The organism is Kineothrix sp. MSJ-39, assembly GCF_018917935.1.
Classification (GTDB): Bacteria; Bacillota; Clostridia; order Lachnospirales; family Lachnospiraceae; genus CAG-194.
This window is the reverse complement of record NZ_JAHLPN010000005.1, coordinates 89,146-109,062: the sequence shown is the minus strand read 5'-3', so window position 1 is coordinate 109,062 and position 19,917 is coordinate 89,146. Positions and strand designations below refer to the sequence as shown.

Genomic DNA, 19,917 nt, shown 5'->3' with positions numbered 1-19,917 from the left:
AAATGAGGTGAAAAAGAATGCCAACATTTAACCAGTTAGTAAGAAAAGGACGTCAGACATCTGTAAAGAAATCAACAGCACCTGCTCTTCAGAAAGGATATAACTCCCTTCACAAGAAAGCTACTGATGTTTCTTCACCACAGAAGCGTGGTGTTTGTACAGCTGTTAAGACTGCTACTCCTAAGAAACCTAACTCAGCTCTTAGAAAGATCGCCAGAGTTCGTCTTTCAAACGGAATCGAAGTTACATCTTATATTCCAGGTGAAGGCCACAACTTACAGGAGCATAGCGTTGTTTTAGTAAGAGGTGGTAGAGTAAAGGACCTTCCTGGTACACGTTATCACGTAATCAGAGGTACTTTGGATACAGCAGGAGTTGCTAACAGAAAGCAGGCCCGTTCCAAATACGGCGCTAAGAGACCAAAACAGGCTAAATAATCCGGCTTGGTTTCAAATGTACCACAGGTTACAGACTAATTTAGTGTTGGGATTCGATTATCACACATTGTGTGGATAGACAATACCGCACGTACACATTAGTGGTTATATGTGAGTACCTATGATTTAGTTAATAATAATTAAGGAGGGAAGAACCGTGCCACGTAAAGGACATATTCAGAAAAGAGACGTATTAGCAGATCCTATGTACAACAGCAAAGTGGTTACAAAGCTTATCAATAACATTATGTTAGACGGTAAGAAAGGTGTAGCACAGAAGATTGTTTACGGAGCATTTGCTAAAGTAGAAGAGAAATCCGGTAAACCGGCTCTTGAAACTTTCGAAGAGGCTATGAACAACATCATGCCTTCTCTGGAAGTAAAAGCAAGACGTATTGGTGGTGCTACTTATCAGGTACCTATCGAAGTACGTCCTGACAGACGTCAGGCTTTAGGTCTTCGTTGGCTTACAATGTTCTCACGTAAGAGATCAGAGAAGACTATGGAAGACAGACTGGCTAACGAGATCTTAGATGCTGCTAACAACACTGGCGCAGCTGTTAAGAGAAAAGAAGACATGCATAAAATGGCAGAGGCTAATAAAGCATTTGCTCACTACAGATTCTAAAAGGAGGAAATACCTTGGCTGGAAGAGAATATCCATTAGAGAGAACCAGAAATATAGGTATTATGGCTCATATCGATGCTGGTAAAACAACATTAACAGAGCGTATCCTTTATTATACTGGTGTTAACTACAAGATTGGTGATACCCATGAAGGTACTGCTACCATGGACTGGATGGAACAGGAGCAGGAAAGAGGTATTACAATCACATCAGCCGCTACTACATGTCACTGGACATTAGAGGAAAACTGTAAGCCAAAACCAGGCGCTTTAGAGCATCGTATCAACATCATTGATACTCCTGGACACGTTGACTTTACAGTTGAGGTTGAGCGTTCCCTTCGTGTACTGGATGGCGCTGTCGGCGTATTCTGTGCAAAGGGTGGTGTAGAGCCTCAGTCAGAAAATGTATGGCGTCAGGCTGACACATACAACGTACCTAGAATGGCTTTCATTAACAAAATGGACATCCTGGGCGCAAACTTCTACGGTGCAGTAGAGCAGATCAGAACAAGATTAGGTAAGAATGCGATCGTTCTTCAGTTACCAATCGGTAAAGAAGATGATTTCAAGGGAATTATCGATCTGTTCGAGATGAAAGCATATATTTACAACGACGATAAGGGTGATGATATTTCCATCACTGATATCCCGGATGATATGAAGGATGATGCAGAATTATATCGTAGCGAACTGATCGAAAAGATCTGCGAGCTGGACGATGATCTGATGATGCAGTATCTGGAAGGAGAAGAACCAGCTGTTGAAGATTTAAAGAAAGTTCTTCGTAAAGCTACATGTGAATGTACAGCTATTCCGGTTTGCTGTGGTTCCGCATATCGTAACAAAGGTGTACAGAAGCTTCTGGATGCTATCCTGGAGTACATGCCGGCACCTACAGACATCCCACCTATCAAGGGTGTTGACTTAGAGGGCAATGAGATCGTAAGACATTCTTCTGATGAAGAACCTTTCTCAGCTCTTGCATTCAAGATCATGGCTGACCCATTCGTTGGTAAGCTTGCATTCTTCCGTGTATATTCCGGTACAATGAATGCTGGATCTTATGTACTGAACGCTACAAAAGACAAAAAGGAACGTGTTGGACGTATCCTGCAGATGCATGCAAACAAGAGAGCAGAGCTTGACAAAGTTTACTCTGGTGATATCGCAGCAGCAGTTGGTTTTAAGTTCACAACAACAGGTGATACAATCTGTGATGAGCAGCATCCTGTTATCCTTGAGTCTATGGAATTCCCGGAACCTGTTATCGAGCTCGCTATCGAGCCTAAGACAAAAGCAGGTCAGGGTAAATTAGGTGAAGCTTTAGCAAAACTTGCTGAAGAAGATCCGACATTCCGTGCGCACACAGATCAGGAAACTGGTCAGACAATCATCGCCGGTATGGGTGAGCTTCATCTGGAGATCATCGTTGACCGTCTGCTTCGTGAATTCAAGGTAGAAGCTAACGTAGGTGCTCCTCAGGTTGCTTACAAAGAGACATTTACAAAGCCTGTTGATCAGGAATACAAATATGCTAAGCAGTCCGGTGGTCGTGGACAGTACGGACACTGTAAAGTTAAATTCGAGCCAATGGATCCGAACGGCGAAGAAACATTCAAGTTCGAGTCTACCGTTGTCGGTGGTGCTATTCCGAAGGAATACATCCCAGCAGTCGGTGAAGGTATCGAAGAAGCTGCAAAGGCTGGTATCCTTGGAGGATTCCCTGTACTTGGTGTACATGCAAATGTATACGATGGTTCTTACCATGAAGTCGATTCCTCAGAAATGGCATTCCATATTGCCGGATCTATGGCATTCAAGGAAGCTATGCAGAAGGCTGCACCTGTATTACTTGAGCCTATCATGAAGGTAGAAGTTACAATGCCTGAAGAATACATGGGTGATGTAATCGGTGATATCAACTCACGTCGTGGACGTATCGAAGGTATGGAAGATATCGGCGGCGGCAAGATGGTTAAGGGTTATGTTCCGCTTGCTGAAATGTTCGGTTATTCTACAGACCTGCGTTCTAAGACACAGGGACGTGGTAACTACTCAATGTTCTTCGAGAAATATGAGCCGGTACCGAAGTCCGTACAGGAAAAGGTTTTAGCAGCAAAGGCAAAATAATTGACCCCTGCGGCTAAAAATGCTTGAAATTATCGGCTATCTTTACTATAATCAAAGATAGCCGAGTTAATAGACACAAACAAACAATAATAAGAAAATTAAAGGAGAGTTTCAAAATGGCAAAAGCTAAATTTGACAGAACCAAACCACATTGTAACATTGGTACTATCGGTCACGTTGACCATGGTAAAACAACTTTAACAGCAGCTATCACAAGAGTATTAGCTGAAAGAGTACCAGGTAACGAAAAAGTTGATTTCGAAAATATCGATAAGGCTCCAGAAGAAAGAGAACGTGGTATCACAATTTCTACAGCTCACGTTGAATACCAGACAGCAAAGAGACATTACGCTCACGTTGACTGCCCAGGCCATGCTGACTATGTAAAGAACATGATCACAGGTGCTGCTCAGATGGATGGTGCTATCCTCGTTGTAGCTGCTACTGATGGTGTTATGGCTCAGACAAAGGAGCACATCCTTCTGTCTCGTCAGGTAGGTGTACCTTACATCGTAGTATTCATGAACAAATGTGATATGGTTGATGATCCAGAATTACTTGAATTAGTAGAAATGGAAATCACAGAGCAGTTAGAGGAATATGATTTCACAGGCTGCCCAATCATCAAAGGTTCTGCTCTGAAAGCTCTGGAAGATCCGATGAGCGAGTGGGGCGACAAGATCATGGAACTTATGGATACAGTTGATTCTTATATTCCAGATCCTCAGCGTGATACAGATAAGCCATTCCTGATGCCTATCGAAGACGTATTCTCTATTACAGGTCGTGGTACAGTTGCTACTGGTAGAGTAGAGCGTGGTGTTCTTCATATGTCTGATGAAGTTGAAATCGTTGGTGTTAAGGAAGAAACACAGAAGACTGTTGTAACTGGTATCGAAATGTTCCGTAAGCTGTTAGACGAAGCTCAGGCTGGTGATAACATCGGTGCACTTCTTCGTGGTATCCAGAGAACAGATATCGAAAGAGGACAGGTTCTTGCTAAACCAGGTAGTGTAACATGCCACAGAAAGTTCACAGCTCAGGTTTACGTTTTAACAAAAGATGAAGGTGGACGTCATACTCCTTTCTTCAACAACTACAGACCTCAGTTCTACTTCAGAACAACTGATATCACAGGTGTTTGTGAATTACCAGAAGGTACAGAAATGTGCATGCCTGGTGATAACGTAGAAATGACAATCGAACTGATCCATCCAATCGCTATGGAGCAGGGTCTTACATTCGCTATTCGTGAAGGTGGACGTACTGTAGGTTCAGGACGTGTTGCTACAATCATCGAGTAATCTGCGCGATGGCAATGAGCCAAGTAAATAAGTAAAAATATAGCCCAGGAACAAGCTTGTTTGTTTCTGGGTTTATTTTTGTTTATTTATTGGGGAAAGTTCGCGGCTGAGATATAGTGGAGCGGCGTAAATGACCTTTTTTGTACTATTAAGACTTGTGTACAAATAAAAATTACTATGTTAATATTAAATATATAAAATAAAGATGATGTGAAAGAATTATTAGATGAGAAGTAAGATAAAATCAATCTTAGAATAGAAAAGAGATGAGCCCATTGAAAAATACTTTTGACCTTTCACAGTTTGATGAATATAGAGAAGATAACAGAAGAGAAGTGAAAAAAGCAGAAGGTGGATTGCCAGTTTCTTTGTGGGATACCTATTCTTCTTTTGCAAATTGCTATGGCGGAGTTATTATTCTTGGTGTCAAAGAAAATAAGGATGGTAGTTGGAGAACCACTGGTCTTCAGAATGCATCTAAACTTCGTAAAGAATTTTGGGATAATATGAACAATTCTAAGAAGGTAAGTATCAATCTCCTGTCAGAAGATGATGTACAGATATATGAGGTTGGTGATAATAAGGATGTCATTATGGTCATTTATGTGCCGATGGCAAAGCGCGAGCAGAAGCCGGTGTACATTAATAATGATATTTTTAATGGTACATTCCGCAGAAATTATGAGGGCGATTATCACTGTACCCGACTGCAGGTAAAAACAATGCTCCGTGATCAGACTGAGCGTACCATGGATATGGAAGTGCTGGACAAGGTTCATATGGAAGATTTGAATTATGATACGATTCATGGATATCGCAACAGTCATCGTACATTAAAAGAAGGACATCCATTTGAACGTTTGAGTGATCATGAATACTTGCGAAGCATTGGTGCGGCTGCAATTTCTGAGGAAGATGGAAGGTTGCATCCTACGGCAGCGGGCATGTTGATGTTCGGGGATGAGTATAATATTGTTCGTCATTTCCCTGAGTATTTCTTGGATTATAGAGAAGAGTTAGATCCTACTACGCGCTGGAGTGACAGATTGCAGTCCAGTTCCGGTGAATGGTCCGGAAATGTGTGCGACTTTTATTTCAGAGTTTATAACAAAATTATCAAAGATGTTAAGGTGCCATTCAAAATGTCCGGTGGTGAGCGTGTTGACGATACGCCGGTACACAAGGCAATTCGCGAAGCATTGGCAAACTGTTTAATTAATGCAGATTATCATGGCTTGCGTGGCATTGTTATTCGAAAAGAGCCGGACAAGCTGGTTTTGGCAAATCCCGGTTATATCAGAACGGGTAAAAAGCAGATGCGTCTTGGCGGTGAATCCGATCCGCGAAACAAGGCACTTATGAAGATGTTTAATCTTATCAATATCGGTGAACGTGCTGGAAGTGGTGTGCCGAATATCTTTAATGTTTGGGCAGATGAAGGTCTAGAAGAACCGGTGATTGAGGAGAGATTTGATCCTGATAGAACGGTACTGTCGCTTTCGTTCAAAAAAAGCGGCGATAAAAAAGCGGCGATAAAAAGCGGCGATAAAAAAACGGCGATAAAAAGCGGCGGTAAGAAAGTGACTAAGAAAACTCAAATGCAATATGATAGAATTCTTGAATTTATGGAAGATGGAAAAGAGTATGGTATTTGGGATTTCTGTGAATTGTTAGGTTTGAAAGAAAGTCGAACAAAAGATATTTTAAAAGGTCTTTCCGACCATATTGAAATTATCGGTAGTAACCGTGATAGACGATACCGAAAAAAATAATTTGGTTCTTTTTGTATGCTTGAATATTTATTTAATTAAGGATTTGAAACACTTGTTGCAAGGGTAAAGTTGTAAGTACTATAACAAGTTTATGTGGAAAGGGAGAACAGTAGAATGGAAGAGGTTATTAGAAAATATTTTCAATGCTGGTTGGATAAAGATATTACTGTTGTAAAACAGATTTTCAGTGACAATGTTATTTACAGTGAGTGTTATGGTCCGGTATATAAAGGCATTGGACAGGTAATCAGATGGTTTGAAGAATGGAATCGGAAAGGTACGGTTTTACAGTGGAATATAAAGCGTGTGATTGTTTCAGAAAATACAGTCGTTGTAGAGTGGTATTTTAAGTGCAACTATGATGGTAATGTGGATGGCTTTAACGGGGTTACCATTGCGGAGTTTGATGCGGATAGGAAGATTTGTGATTTGAAGGAGTTTCAGTCGAAGGCAGAGCATTATTATCCATATGGAGAATAGAATTACTACAAATTTTACAGATTCTAAATGCAATTAGATCTTAGTATATTTTCACACTATGGGTTTATAGGGTTCCAGAGGATTTCCTCTGGAACCCTTTTTTCATATTCTTGAAACCCAATCCCACCAATCTCCGTCTAATGTATGTAAAATGAAATAAAGGACGCTTTATTTTAAAATTACAGATATGCGCGCAGGAGAAAAAATGAATACAGAAAACATATTTTTAGTCAAACGAGCACAAAGGCGTGATAAAGATGCTTTTTGCGAATTGCTGGACTTACAGATGAAGGATATGTATCGCGTTGCAATCGCCATTCTGGCAAGTGAAGAAGATGCCGGAGATGCGATGCAGGATACTATATTATCGTGCTGGGAAAAGATAGATACCTTGAAGAAGCCGCAATACTTTAAGACATGGCTTACAAGAATACTGATCAATCATTGTTATACTATTTTGAGAGAAAAAAGAGTTTATATTGGACTGGATCAATGTGAAGAAAGTGCAAAATACGATAAAAACATATCTTTCAAGAGGAAGAAAGCAGCTCGCAAAGTTTTACGGAGAGGAGAATTCATATGATGGAAGAAAAAATATTACCGGAAGAAATTGAATTATCAGAAAGTGTATTAAAGAAGACCAATCATGCCTTTGAAATGATCAGACAGGAGGATTGTGTCATAATGAGCAAGAAGAATAAGAGAACATGGTTGAAATCACAGGCTGCGGTCATCGCAGGTGCATGTATACTGGCAGTCAGCAGTGCAAGTGTGGTGGCTGCGATTCATCATTACTGGGGAAGGGGGATGAATGGCAATATACAGGCAAGTGATACACAGCAACAGCAGTTGACAAATGACAGCATTGCTGAAATTTATCCGGAAAAGGCTGATTATGAAGCATTAAAGGTTGTAGATAATGGGGTAACGATCGCGCCTGATACAGTCATTGTGGACGAGCGTTTTGCCTACATGTCTTTTACTATCTCAGGATATCAGGTAAGTGGGGACAAGGAACCGGGATTTGAAAGCGTTAATGTGGATTCCAAAGATGTCCTGTTGAATATGGCAGGATCAATTTATGATGGGATCGTACCGGATGAAAATGGAACCCCGGTGTATGAGGACGGAAGTGCTATTCAGTTCGGAGAGGATGGAGATGTCATAAGTCATTATCTGGATGAAAATGGTAATCTGGAATATATTATCAAGGCATTTGTTGCCGATGAAAAAGATACACTGTTAGGTAAAACAGTAAATGTGGAGTTTGAGAATCTGGGAACCTTATATAAAACGGATTTTACCAATGAAAAAGACGGCGTATGGAAATTTGAAATGAAACTGCCTGATGTCAGCTCCGCAAAGCATTTTGATATCAATAAAGAATTGGCGGGAGCGGACATTACAGTCACAGACGCGGAAATATCACCGATATCCATGCGGGTAAATTACACAGTTTCTGCGGATATGGAGGCAAATGAAGATGAAATTGGAATCCCGGAAGTAAAAGGTGTCATTCTGAAAGACGGAACCCATATTCCGTATCTGGCAGATGGCGGAAATGTCGGCTATACGGATGCAACACATGCATACCATATCACAGGTTATGACCGCGTGGTAGATGTGGATGAGATACAGTCGTTATTGCTTCTGGTTAAGCCGGGAGAGGAGCCGGTTTCGATAGATATTCAGTGAAAGCGTGTAAAAGAAATTCCAAACGCCTGAAAATATGCTATGATGTAAGTATTCAAAACGATGTAAAGCTGTAATAAGCCTGACCATTTAAGAGATGGCTTTTACGGATGGATACAGAAATGTAATGACAACTTGCAGGAGAGCAAAATGGCACAGGACAAAAAGATAATCTACATCATAGAAGATGACGTGGCACTGAATCACGGAATTGAGCTGACGCTTGGAAATGAAGCATATGAGTGTCGTCAGTTTTTTTCACTAGGTGAGATTCAGCATATAGAGCAGGCGGATCTTGTGATCCTGGATATCAATCTGCCGGACGGAAACGGATTTGATTATTTGAGGCAAGTCAGAAAGATATCCAATGTACCGATCCTGATACTTACGGCGAACGATACGGAACTGGACGAGGTGATGGGACTGACGCTGGGGGCAGATGATTATGTCACAAAGCCATTTTCGCTCATGACATTAAGGCTTCGCGTGAACAATCTGCTGGCAAGAGCAGGATCCAGACAGGCAGAGCATGCAAACAGATACGAAAAACATGGTTTGTTTCTGGATTTTGACAATTTGTTGTTTCAGAGAAATGGTACAGAAATTGAGCTGAGTAAGACGGAGATCCGCCTGCTGAAATATTTCACGGAAAATGAAGGGATCACGCTTTCCCGGGAAAAGCTGATCGACCATGTATGGCAGAATCAGCAGTATGTGGATGAAAATGCATTGTCTGTCAGTGTGAAAAGACTGCGGGATAAAATAGAAAGCCCCGGGGAGCGGCTGATCCATACTATATACGGTATTGGATATGTTTTGAAAGGATAGCGGCGCATCTGCCGGATAGCAGATATTTGTGATGGCAGCATAGGTGGAAACATGAAATTTAGAAGAAACGAATATGAAATTTTAAATCAGATGCTGGATGATGCGATCGCAGGCACTTTTGAGGAAAACTGCTTTGATGAAAGTGAGCTCTCAAAATTGCAGACAAAGCTGATGCGTTATCTGACTACAGCATCGATGTCTGAAAAGAAGATCTGTGAAGAAAAGAATAACATAAAGGAGCTCATCACAAATATTTCGCACCAGACAAAAACACCGCTTACGAATATACTGATGTATGCGGAACTGTTGACAGAGGAAGCGGAGACAGAGAAGGAAAAGGAATATGCAGGTGAAATACATGCGCAGGGAAAGAAGCTGGAAAGCCTGATCGGTGCACTTGTGAAAATGTCACGGCTTGAGACCGGAATCTTCCAATATGAGCAAAAGATAACTGCTTATCAGACAATCATCAGCAAAGCGGTGGAACAGGCGTTGCCTAAAGCTACCGAAAAGAAGATAACGATCTGTATAAAAGAAGGTAACTGCTATCAGGCAAACATTGACGAAAAATGGGTTGTGGAAGCAGTTTATAACATTCTGGACAATGCGATCAAGTATTCAGACGCAGGTACAGTGATTTCTGTGGAAGAGTTTTCTTATGAATTTTTTTCGGGAATACGGATCACAGATCAGGGTGTGGGCATTGCGGAAGAAGAAATTCCGTTATTGTTTGGACGGTTTTACAGAGGTAAAGCAGTGCATGACAAAGAAGGAATAGGCATCGGCTTATATCTGGCGCGGGAAATCGTGGAACATAACGGAGGATACATAAAGGTCAGGTCAGAGGTCTTAAAGGGTTCTACATTTGATATATGCTTTCCAAGAGATGCACGGATGGAGGTTCCAAATATTGCAACATTGTAAGATTTGAGAAAGAATCTGGAAAGAACAATGCGATATGCTGGGTATTGTAAAGAAATACCCAGCATATTTAATTGACGGGATTATAATAAACTACAATGGAAAGGAAAGCAAAATGGAAATTTTAAGAACAGAAAATCTGAAGAAATATTATGACCAGAACATGGTATGTGTGAAAGCATTGGATGGCGTGGATCTGTCGGTAGAACAGGGCGAATTTGTAGCAATCGTCGGTACATCGGGCAGCGGAAAGTCCACACTCCTGCATATGCTGGGAGGACTTGACCGCCCTACAGCAGGTACTGTGCTGGTAGATGGGAAAAAGATCTTTGACCTGAAAGAGGAAGAACTGACTATTTTCAGAAGAAGAAAGATCGGTTTTGTGTTTCAGGCATATAATCTTGTTCCGGTGCTGAACGTATATGAGAATATCGTACTGCCGATCCAGTTAGACGGCGGCAGAGTGGATGAGGCATTCATAGAACAGGTAATTGAGACATTAGGTCTTACCGAAAAGAAAAACAGTCTGCCAAATCAGCTTTCCGGCGGACAGCAGCAGAGGGTGGCGATCGCGAGAGCACTTGCCACAAAACCATCTATTATTCTGGCAGATGAGCCGACCGGAAATCTGGATTCCAAGACAAGTCAGGATGTATTGGGTTTGCTTAAGGTAACTGGGCAGAAATTTAAACAGACGATCGTTATGATCACACATAACGAGGAGATCGCGCAGATGGCTGACCGCATCATCCGTATTGAGGATGGACGCATTTTAGCGGGAGGGGGTCAGATCCATGCGTAAGGTGCAAAATGGGAAATGTATTGCGAATATCAGTAAAAAGAGCATACTGGCAAATAAAAAGAGAAACAGTATCCTGCTGGCAGCGATCATTTTAACAACGGTCATGCTCACCACGCTGTTTACGGTGATAAGCAGTCTGATCAAATCGCTTGAAACTGCAACCTGCTATCAGGTCGGTACATACACACATGCAGGTTTCAAGTATCTGACACAGGAAGAATATGATAAGCTCAAAACAGATACAAAAATTTACGATCTGTCCTATAATGTCATACTTGGAGAAGTGTTAAATGAAGAATTATCTGAAGATTATACAGAGATCAGATACACGGAGCCTCTTTGCGCAAAGCAGAGCTATTCTTACCCGGAGACAGGAACGCTGCCTCAAAAATATGAGGAAGTGGCAACCTGTACTGCGGTTCTGGACGCCTTCGGTGTTCCACACGAGCTTGGACAGATCCTGCATCTGCAGCTCACCAATGGATTTGATACCTATGAAGGAGATTTTAAAGTCTGCGGGATCTGGGAGAAACCGGCGTCGACGCTGACAAATGAAATTTATTTTTCAAAAGAATTTCAGGAAAGTTTTGCGCCTGTCTGGAAGAATAGAGAGGATTATAACAGATATATGCAGGCAAATTCCTATGCAGGTTCCATCAATCCTGATTTTAATTTCAGTTCTTCCTTCAATATTACAGGAAAAATGGATGCGCTGAAGGACAGACTCGGTTTCGGAGAGGAAATCAAGGATGGCATTAACTGGGCATATACGACAAGTGAGCTGGATGCAACAACCGTTCTGATCGTTGCAGTTATATTGATCATGATCATTTTGGCGGGGTATCTGATCATTTATAACATTTTCCTGATCGCGATCACGTCCGATATTCATTATTATGGTCTGTTGAAAACGATCGGAATGACGAACAGGCAGTTGAAAAAAATGGTTTTAAGGCAGGCATTGTTTTTAAGTGTGATCGCGATCCCGGTAGGCATGCTTCTGGGCTATCTGATATCATATTTTGTAGTGCCTCTGATTGCAAATAATATGTTGACAGATGCATGCAAGGTTTATCCGAATGGATTTGTGTTTCTTGCCTGTGCTGTATTTGCGTGGATCACAGTCAGGATCAGTTGCGCAAAGCCCTGCAGGATCATTCGGAAAATATCTCCGGTAGAGGCTGTAAAGTTCAGTGACTGTCCGGTAGAAAAGCTGTCAAAGCATAAAAAGGCAAAGTGGGTAACGCCGTTTTCCATGGCATGGGAAAATCTGAAAAGAAATAAGAAGAGAACGACAGCGGTGCTATTATCCATGGTACTCAGCGTTCTGATGATCAATGTTACAGTATCGATCGTTTCCTGCTTTGATGAAGATAAATATATTTCCATGTTTGCGGGCAGTGATTTTTCCATTGCAGATGCCACGTTATATAATCTCAGTGCTATTGACAAAAATCTGGAGGGAGTATCTGCACAGGATATGGAAGCACTCAGAGCAATGGATGGTGTTACAGAATCCGGTGCAATCTATATGGAGGAATCGGAGCAGAAGCTGGAAGGCGATGCATGGGAAAGGATGAAAAAAATATATGAGGAACATACTGACTGGTATGTGCAAAGCCCGGATGAAAAAGAGTGGTGGGATTCGTGTGTTTACGACCGGAAAGAGATCAGCTCTCATTTGTATGGTGTGGATGAGCTGGTCTTCCATGCACTGGAACTGGAAACGGATAAGGTCGACTGGAATACTTTTTGCTCCGGCGATTATGCCATTGTATCTTCTATGTTGGATAGTGACGGCAACGATGCGGATCTGGCGCTGTATCAGGTAGGAGAGAAAATACCGGTTCAGCTGCCGGATGGCAGCACAAAGGAATATGAGGTCATTGGAATCGGAGATGTGCCATATGTCATGGGACCAATGCACAGCCATGGAATGGACATCTATATAACAATACCCGCTGCGGAATATCTGAAGGTTGTGCCACAGGCGAAGGGCGCTTTGCAATTCATGATCAATGTGGAGAAGGAGTATCTTGAGGCGGATGAGGCGTATGTAGAACAGTATTGTGATGTGACAAATCAAAAGTTGGATTTTAAATCCAGAAAAATGTATCTGCAGGAATTTAAAGATATGGTAAACATGTTTCTGATCGTAGGAGGTGCGTTGAGTGCGATCCTGGCGCTGATTGGCATTTTGAATTTTATCAATCTGACTTACACCTCGATCCATGAACGGAAACAGGAACTGAAAATCTTATGGTCTGTCGGTATGACAAAAAAGCAGATCGCTTTCATGCTTTCCTTTGAAGGAATGCTGAGAATGGGACTTGCATTTGTACTTGTACTGACGGTAGGGCAGCTACTGAATTACTACGTTGTATATGCGATTGCCGGTGGTATGATCATGTTCACCAGTCATTATGTGATCTGGCCGATGCTTGCATGTATCCCTGTATTTGGGGTGATTGCGGCATTAATTCCGAGAGCCATGGTAAAGAAAATATTCTGATGCAGGTTTCTTTTTCAAATGATATAATGTGCCTATAGAAAAGCAAAGAAAGGCATAAGGCGAAAATGCAGGCGGAAAGAAACTCGAAATCTCCCATCAGTGAAGAACTGTATGACATATTGCAGGAAAAGGGCTATTCACAGCAGTTCAGCGAGCTGATCACAAGAAATCTGAATACGGATTTTACAGCCGGACGGATGATCGGCTATCTGTCACATTATACAAATCTTCCGGAGGAAGAGATCGTGGATGAGATGCTTGCGATCTTAAGTGACCGGAACCGTATCATGCAGAAGAAGGGCATGGAGCAGAATAATGCGAAATGGAATCAGATGAAATGGGAAGGTCTGTTTGCGCCGGATGAGAAGGATTAGCATGAGACAATTATATGAGGGATTCAAGAAAAGTGTAGTGATCATGGGCATATGCATATGTTGTCTGGGGCTTACTGCGTGTGGAAAGAAGGATGCGCAGCAGACGGCAGAACAGGAAACAGGACAGACACAGGAGAAAGAAACTGTGGGGAAACAGGCAGCAAAAGGCGCAGATGATCCGAAGAATGTTGAAGCAGACACGGATATAGGAAACAGTGGTGCAGATGCCAAGAGCAGTACAGATGCAGTGTCTGTAGAAAATGAAAAGGATGAAGCTGCGGAGCAGGGGATCGTGAAAAACGGCGATTACATTCTGGCGCGGCCATCTCAAAATGGGGCATTGTCCGTGAAAGGCACACAGCTCGTGGATGAAAAAGGACAGGCAGTGCAGCTTCGCGGGATCAGCACCCACGGTATTGCATGGTTTCCCGATTTTGTAAATCAGGATGCTGTGATGCAGCTCAGTACGGATTGGGGCGCGAATCTGTTCCGGATCGCCATGTATACGGATGAGAACGGCGGGTATTGTACAGACGGAGACAAGGAAAAGCTGAAGGCACTTGTAACAGACGGCGTGGAATATGCAAAGCAGGCAGATATGTATGTGATCGTGGACTGGCATATCCTGCATGACAGCAATCCATTGACCCATAAGACGGAAGCACTGCAATTCTTTAAAGAAATGACAGAGAAACTGAAAGACGAAAAACATGTGCTGTATGAGATCTGTAATGAGCCGAACAGCGGCTGCAGCTGGGAAGATATCAAGTCGTATGCCAATGAGGTGATCCCCGTGATCCGCGAAAATGCGCCGGACGCCGTGATATTGGTTGGCACACCAACGTGGAGCCAGGAAATTGACAAGCCGCAAAATGATCCGATCACAGACTATGACAATATCATGTATACACTTCACTTCTATGCAGCAACGCACAAGGAAGATCTGCGCAATAAAATGGTAAGTGCGGTAGAAGCCGGAACTCCTGTATTTGTCAGCGAATATGGTCTGTGTGATGCAAGCGGAAACGGAGGAAATGATCTGGGGCAGGCGCAGAGCTGGATCGATACGATGGACCAAGAAGGCATCAGTTATGCGGTATGGAGCTTCTGTAATAAAGAGGAAACTTCGGCATTGATCGCTTCTTCTTGCCAGAAAACCTCCGGTTTTACTAGAGAAGATCTGAGTGAAAGCGGTAAATGGATCTATGATATGCTGCATACGGAAGGAAACACTGGTGGCAGCGCAGGAGATAAGAAAAATCAGGATACAGAATCTGTAGAGCGTGACAGTAAGACTTCCGCGCAGAGCCAGCAAAACCAGACACAGGAAAACAACACCGGAACAGCGGAGAACGCAAATGCCGCAGATCAGCATGAAAATGCTGCTGCACAGACGGTAAAATCGGGAGATCTGACAGTAGATGCGCAGGTAACAGGAAGCTGGGAGTCGGAGGGCAAGACCTTTTATCAGTATCAGCTTACGATTACAAACAATGGAAAAGAGACAACGTCATCCTGGGAAGTATCGCTGACATTCTCGGATACGATCACGCTGTCCGATGGCTGGAACGGTGAATATCAGGCAGACGGTAAGAAACTGGTGATCCGTTCAAAGGACTATAACGGAGAGATCAAGGCGGGAGAAGCTGCGACGGATGTTGGATTTATCATCAGTGCATCCGGGCAGGTAACAGTACAGTAAGCAGAAATCGGAAGGGAGAGAAGAAATTCTCTCCTTTTTTGTTATAGCGACGAGGAAAATGTAAATACAGATACTTGACAAAATAAATTTTCGTACCTATACTGTATTACATACAGTAGTACAGTTAATACAGAAAGCGCGTTACTATAGAACGAAAGGAGGATACCATGATTCAACTGGATGAACGAAGCAGCAAACCATTGTATGAGCAGATCATCGAACAGTTCAAGCTGCTTGTCATGCGGGAAAGTCTTAATCCGGGAGATGCCATTCCATCGGTTCGCAGGCTGGCGGCAGAGCTTGGGATCACGCCGTCTACGGTAGCTAAGGCTTACCAGGAACTGGAGAGGCAGGGCGTGATCGAAACGATCCGTGCAAAAGGTACTTTCATTGCACAGGAAGTAGAAATTCGGATGGATGACAAAAAAGTGCTTTCTCTTCGTAATTCTCTGAAAAGTATCGCATTGGAGCTGAAAATGATGGGATATACAAGAGAGCAGGTCATGGAACTGATGGCGGAAGCCTATGAAGAGATCTAGCAGCAGGTTAGTTTCACAGGAGAAGGTAAATTGAAAAGAGATAACCATTGAAAGCATGACAGGGGGAAAACGGCTATGTTGGAAGTAATGAATGTAACAAAAAAATATGGGAAGAAAGTTGCGGTAGAGGATGCAACGATTTTGGCGGACAGAGGCAGGATCCATGGGTTTATCGGAGAAAACGGAGCGGGAAAGACTACTCTTTTAAAATGTATGGCGGGGATCTACCGGCCGGAAAGCGGCAGTATTACATATGACAAGGAAGCAATCTACGATAACGAAGAAACACTGCAAAGAGTTGCGTTTATATCGGACTCGCAGGAGTTCTTTTCAATCTATTCCGTGAGAGGACTGCTCAAATTCTATCAGAAATGTTACCCGGATTTTCAGATGGATCAGTTTATGAAGCTGAATCAGAAATTTGGAGTGGATCTGAAAAAGGGAATCGGAGCACTGTCAAAGGGGCAGAAGATGCGGCTTCCCTTTATGCTGGCGATCGCCAGAAGACCTGCTTATATCCTGATGGATGAACCAACTGACGGACTGGATGTGGGAAGCCGAAGCTACCTGAAGGATGTGCTGATCGAGGAAACGGAAAAGAGAGAGCTGTGTGTGATCCTATCGTCCCATGATCTGAACGGACTGGAGATGCTATGTGATGAAGTTTCTTTTATGAAACAAGGCAGGATCCAAAGACATAGTGACATGGACGATGTGATAGAGAGCGTACAGAAGTGGCAGGGAGAAATTGGACAGGATGAACTGGAAAGAGTCAGAAAACAGATCGGGCTTTATGAAGTAAAGCAGATGGGAAGGCTCGTTACGTTCCAGACAATGGGCAATGCAGCAGAAACCGAACAAATGCTCAGCCAGATGGGCGTGCAGTCACTCACACGGCAGAAGATCAGTTTTGAGGAAGTATTTCTGACATGGAATGAGAATGTAGATATGATAAAAGCACTGGAAAAATAGGAGGGGTTAGCATGAAGAAACTATTATACAGAGACCGTTTGGAACTGGTTATTTTGACACTGGCATCTGTTTTACTGATCTTGTTCTTTCTGGGACAAAATGCGCAGAATCTCAGATCCGGTATAGAAACGGAAGCAGAATACCGGAAAGCAATACAGGGAATGGATGAAAAGATAGAGAAAATGCAGGAAACAGGCTCTGAAAAGCTGCAGGAAGAAACAATGCTCAGAGATGGGTATGAGAGCACAATGACAGAACTGCAGGATTTGTCTTACAGAGTGGTAACGATGAATGCATGTCTGGCAGCCAAGTTGCTTACAGCACTTCTGGTCATACTCCAGTTTGTTAAATGGATATTGCTGGAGAACAGGCGAGGGAGAGAATTCAGTGCAACATTGCCGATCACACGAGGAAAGTCTGCAAGTTATGAAATGCTGACCGGCATTCTGTTCTTTGCAGTCACATATGTGCTTTATATGGCAGGGCAGCTTGGATTGGAGCTTTCCATGCAGCATACGCTGACAGAGCAGTTTCCTCAGGCGAAAAATATGATGTCTGCAGCGAACTATTTGCTGGAAAGTTTGTATGTGTTTGCGATGCTTGAAATCGGTCTGCTGCTTTATGCAATCGTACTTCTGGCGAAAGCAATGACCAATACGCCGGGCAGTTGTCTGTTTTTGGTTGTCTGGGGCTATCTGATGCTGGCATTTTGTCAGGGCATGTGGCGCTATAATTTTAACCTGTCATTGCAGGGAACACTTATCTACAGCTATAACACATTGTATGAAACAAAGGGAAATGAAATAGCTGTCAGTCCGTGGAGTATGGGACTGCTTTGCATAGTGCTTCTGCTCGTGACCGCAGTACTGTTCTGGCTTGTGATCCGGATGGAGAAAAGAAGAAATCTTGCAAAAAACGGTGGATTTCAATATGAATGGATGCCAGTCCTGCTGGCAGTTATCAGTACAATCGGTATTTTTATCATGACAGGAAAAACCATTGCCATTTTTGAAGTATCTTCGGCGACTGCGCTGAAACCGGTTATTTACAGTCTGACAGCGGTATTGGCAGCCGGAATGGGATATGGTCTCTATTATGTCACAAAGGAAAAATAAATAATTTCGGTTCTAGCACTAAAACACATATTAGGATGCAAATGCCCAGATAGTTGGTATACTTCTGGGCATTTATTGTAGCGAAAGGGAAAAACAGATACTACAATCATATAGGCGGATATTTGAGACCAGCTAATCAACAATAAATTCTGTAGTTCTTAGTTTCCCACCCATGAGGGTAGTTTACAATCCTGTAAAAGTTATTTATGCTTACAGTGTAAAAGAGGAAGGAGGGGGAGCATGAAAAATCGGGATAATGAATTTTTCGTGAAAGAAGAACTGGATGAGTTATTACAGGCAGGCAATAAAGAAGCATTGAAAGATCAATTGAGTAGAATATTGGCATATCCGTGTTGCTTGAATGGGTTTCGATATTGCAGAAAGTATTTAAATGCGTTTTCGGAAGAGGAAATTATGCAAACGCCTTATCTGGCAACTGCAGCGGCTGTAATCAGTGCTATTTATGGGGATCTGGAGCGGGCAAAGCGGTATGCATTATGTGTGGAAAACGAACCTCTTATGAAACTTCACCTAGATGTGATCATTCCGGGGAATGATATGGAAAAAGTAATCCGTGCGCTTCAAAAGCTGGCAGGACTACAGCAAAGTCATGGTATTTTACCTAACCTGCCTCTGGCAGCCGGACGTTTGACACTTGTGAATGGATTTAGGGATTTCACAGCCTATAGTAACTGGATACTGGGTCATAAAGAACAACTTGGCAGATATATAAATCAGTTATACGGAGACAGTGCAATCGGTATGGCAGAGATCGCTTATGCAGAAATAAGCTATCAGCGGGACGCATGCTTTGAGGCAATTACAACTTTGGTGAGTATTATTCCATTTATTGAAAAAGAGGGAGAGATTGCTGTTCTGTTCATTGCGTTGAGTTTGCAGATGAAAATAATGATCGCCACGGGACAGATTGCTGTAGTGTACCCAATGCTTGATCAGATTTATCAGAGGTTATATGAAGGAAGAAGTAGATGGCTGCTTGAAAATTTCAGCGCCATGCGTGCAAAGGGACTATTGTATGATGGGGATATACATACAGTATCAGAGTGGATGGCACGGGAAGCACCGGGGGAGATGGGGGAACTATGTATGTTGGATATATATAAATATATGGTAAAAATGAGAGCATATATTCTGGAAGAGAAATATATAGCTCAGCTTTCACTGGCAGAGTATTTAAGACGACCGTTGCAGGAGGCCGGACGCATAATGGATTTGTGTGAACTTGATATACTGAGTGCAATCAGCTATTTTCTGTGTGGAAATCCGGGAGAAGCTTATAGCATATTGGATCGTATCTTACCAGTGATACTGGAAAGAAGATTTGACAGGCTGGTAGCAGATGAGGGGGAAAAAATATATTTTCTGCTTCGTAGTTATAAAAAAGAAAGGCAAAAAGAAAATGAGTATCTGAATAAACTGATCAGCTTGTCTAAAAGAATGGCATTGCTGTATCCGGACTATCTAAGAAAAGCAAAAGAAGATTATCCTGCATTAACAGAAACAGAAAAAGAAATCTTATGTCTGATCGCAGATGGAAGATCAAATGCAGAAATTGCAGATTTTATGGACATTAGTATTAACACTGTAAAATTTCATGTAAAAAATATTTATACTAAATTAAATGTTAGAACAAGACAGCAGGCAATCCGGATAGCGAATGAGAATAAAATACTGTCATTGAGGTAG

Annotated in this window: 18 protein-coding genes; all 18 read left to right on the top strand. The window is 42.4% G+C overall.

Translation table 11 applies throughout. From position 1 onward, the window contains the following. Nucleotides 1-17: 17 nt before the first annotated feature. The 18 genes from rpsL (at nucleotide 18) to KQI22_RS05120 (ending at nucleotide 19,917) form a co-directional block, all read left to right on the top strand. Entirely contained in the window at nucleotides 18-437 is a 420-nt protein-coding gene (rpsL, locus tag KQI22_RS05205) for a 30S ribosomal protein S12 (protein ID WP_022004973.1), read from the top strand. Between the two features lie 157 nt (nucleotides 438-594). Next, nucleotides 595-1,065 carry a 30S ribosomal protein S7 gene (rpsG, locus tag KQI22_RS05200; protein ID WP_022004974.1) on the top strand — a complete coding sequence of 157 codons (471 nt, stop codon included), beginning with the start codon at nucleotides 595-597 and terminating at the stop codon, nucleotides 1,063-1,065. Between the two features lie 14 nt (nucleotides 1,066-1,079). Then, nucleotides 1,080-3,197, top strand: a complete 2,118-nt coding sequence (gene fusA, locus KQI22_RS05195) for an elongation factor G (RefSeq protein ID WP_216551008.1) — start codon at nucleotides 1,080-1,082, stop codon at nucleotides 3,195-3,197. Between the two features lie 116 nt (nucleotides 3,198-3,313). Beyond that, nucleotides 3,314-4,501 carry an elongation factor Tu gene (gene tuf, locus KQI22_RS05190; protein WP_216551007.1) on the top strand — a complete coding sequence of 396 codons (1,188 nt, stop codon included), beginning with the start codon at nucleotides 3,314-3,316 and terminating at the stop codon, nucleotides 4,499-4,501. Nucleotides 4,502-4,776: 275 nt separating this feature from the next. Continuing rightward, nucleotides 4,777-6,273, top strand: a complete 1,497-nt coding sequence (locus tag KQI22_RS05185) for an ATP-binding protein (protein WP_216551006.1) — start codon at nucleotides 4,777-4,779, stop codon at nucleotides 6,271-6,273. Between the two features lie 114 nt (nucleotides 6,274-6,387). Continuing rightward, nucleotides 6,388-6,753, top strand: a complete 366-nt coding sequence (locus tag KQI22_RS05180) for a nuclear transport factor 2 family protein (RefSeq protein ID WP_216551005.1) — start codon at nucleotides 6,388-6,390, stop codon at nucleotides 6,751-6,753. A 205-nt stretch (nucleotides 6,754-6,958) separates the two neighbouring features. Further along, on the top strand, nucleotides 6,959-7,336 hold the full coding sequence (locus KQI22_RS05175; RefSeq protein ID WP_216551004.1) for a sigma-70 family RNA polymerase sigma factor: 378 nt from the start codon (nucleotides 6,959-6,961) through the stop codon (nucleotides 7,334-7,336). Next, on the top strand, nucleotides 7,333-8,448 hold the full coding sequence (locus tag KQI22_RS05170; RefSeq protein WP_216551003.1) for a DUF4179 domain-containing protein: 1,116 nt from the start codon (nucleotides 7,333-7,335) through the stop codon (nucleotides 8,446-8,448). The genes KQI22_RS05175 and KQI22_RS05170 overlap by 4 nt, the downstream gene beginning before the upstream one ends. A 147-nt stretch (nucleotides 8,449-8,595) precedes the next feature. Then, entirely contained in the window at nucleotides 8,596-9,273 is a 678-nt protein-coding gene (locus tag KQI22_RS05165; protein WP_216551002.1) for a response regulator transcription factor, read from the top strand. Nucleotides 9,274-9,324: 51 nt separating this feature from the next. After that, a complete protein-coding gene (locus KQI22_RS05160) occupies nucleotides 9,325-10,197 on the top strand; it encodes a sensor histidine kinase (protein WP_216551001.1) in 873 nt (290 codons plus the stop codon). A 112-nt stretch (nucleotides 10,198-10,309) separates the two neighbouring features. After that, a complete protein-coding gene (locus KQI22_RS05155; protein ID WP_216551000.1) occupies nucleotides 10,310-10,996 on the top strand; it encodes an ABC transporter ATP-binding protein in 687 nt (228 codons plus the stop codon). Continuing rightward, entirely contained in the window at nucleotides 10,989-13,508 is a 2,520-nt protein-coding gene (locus KQI22_RS05150) for an ABC transporter permease (RefSeq protein ID WP_216550999.1), read from the top strand. The genes KQI22_RS05155 and KQI22_RS05150 overlap by 8 nt, the downstream gene beginning before the upstream one ends. Nucleotides 13,509-13,573: 65 nt before the next feature. Continuing rightward, nucleotides 13,574-13,882, top strand: a complete 309-nt coding sequence (locus KQI22_RS05145) for a hypothetical protein (RefSeq protein WP_216550998.1) — start codon at nucleotides 13,574-13,576, stop codon at nucleotides 13,880-13,882. Nucleotide 13,883: 1 nt separating this feature from the next. Next, a complete protein-coding gene (locus tag KQI22_RS05140) occupies nucleotides 13,884-15,584 on the top strand; it encodes a cellulase family glycosylhydrolase (protein ID WP_216550997.1) in 1,701 nt (566 codons plus the stop codon). Nucleotides 15,585-15,751: 167 nt separating this feature from the next. Further along, nucleotides 15,752-16,123: a GntR family transcriptional regulator gene (locus tag KQI22_RS05135; RefSeq protein ID WP_216550996.1), complete on the top strand. Its 372-nt coding sequence runs from the start codon at nucleotides 15,752-15,754 to the stop codon at nucleotides 16,121-16,123. A gap of 75 nt (nucleotides 16,124-16,198) precedes the next feature. Next, nucleotides 16,199-17,095 (top strand): ABC transporter ATP-binding protein, encoded by an 897-nt coding sequence (locus KQI22_RS05130; protein WP_216550995.1) that lies wholly within the window; start codon nucleotides 16,199-16,201, stop codon nucleotides 17,093-17,095. An 11-nt stretch (nucleotides 17,096-17,106) separates the two neighbouring features. Next, a complete protein-coding gene (locus KQI22_RS05125) occupies nucleotides 17,107-18,210 on the top strand; it encodes a hypothetical protein (RefSeq protein WP_216550994.1) in 1,104 nt (367 codons plus the stop codon). A gap of 240 nt (nucleotides 18,211-18,450) precedes the next feature. Next, the gene (locus KQI22_RS05120; protein ID WP_216550993.1) at nucleotides 18,451-19,917 is read left to right on the top strand and encodes a LuxR C-terminal-related transcriptional regulator; all 1,467 of its coding nucleotides are present in this window, start codon (nucleotides 18,451-18,453) and stop codon (nucleotides 19,915-19,917) included.

Coding starts and splice junctions, on each gene's coding strand:
- rpsL (WP_022004973.1), top strand. CDS start 18: ATGCCAACATTTAACCAGTTAGTAAGAAAAGGACGTCAGACATCTGTA.
- KQI22_RS05145 (WP_216550998.1), top strand. CDS start 13,574: ATGCAGGCGGAAAGAAACTCGAAATCTCCCATCAGTGAAGAACTGTAT.
- KQI22_RS05165 (WP_216551002.1), top strand. CDS start 8,596: ATGGCACAGGACAAAAAGATAATCTACATCATAGAAGATGACGTGGCA.
- KQI22_RS05120 (WP_216550993.1), top strand. CDS start 18,451: ATGAAAAATCGGGATAATGAATTTTTCGTGAAAGAAGAACTGGATGAG.
- KQI22_RS05180 (WP_216551005.1), top strand. CDS start 6,388: ATGGAAGAGGTTATTAGAAAATATTTTCAATGCTGGTTGGATAAAGAT.
- KQI22_RS05135 (WP_216550996.1), top strand. CDS start 15,752: ATGATTCAACTGGATGAACGAAGCAGCAAACCATTGTATGAGCAGATC.
- KQI22_RS05170 (WP_216551003.1), top strand. CDS start 7,333: ATGATGGAAGAAAAAATATTACCGGAAGAAATTGAATTATCAGAAAGT.
- KQI22_RS05130 (WP_216550995.1), top strand. CDS start 16,199: ATGTTGGAAGTAATGAATGTAACAAAAAAATATGGGAAGAAAGTTGCG.
- KQI22_RS05155 (WP_216551000.1), top strand. CDS start 10,310: ATGGAAATTTTAAGAACAGAAAATCTGAAGAAATATTATGACCAGAAC.
- KQI22_RS05140 (WP_216550997.1), top strand. CDS start 13,884: ATGAGACAATTATATGAGGGATTCAAGAAAAGTGTAGTGATCATGGGC.
- tuf (WP_216551007.1), top strand. CDS start 3,314: ATGGCAAAAGCTAAATTTGACAGAACCAAACCACATTGTAACATTGGT.
- KQI22_RS05175 (WP_216551004.1), top strand. CDS start 6,959: ATGAATACAGAAAACATATTTTTAGTCAAACGAGCACAAAGGCGTGAT.
- KQI22_RS05125 (WP_216550994.1), top strand. CDS start 17,107: ATGAAGAAACTATTATACAGAGACCGTTTGGAACTGGTTATTTTGACA.
- KQI22_RS05150 (WP_216550999.1), top strand. CDS start 10,989: ATGCGTAAGGTGCAAAATGGGAAATGTATTGCGAATATCAGTAAAAAG.
- KQI22_RS05160 (WP_216551001.1), top strand. CDS start 9,325: ATGAAATTTAGAAGAAACGAATATGAAATTTTAAATCAGATGCTGGAT.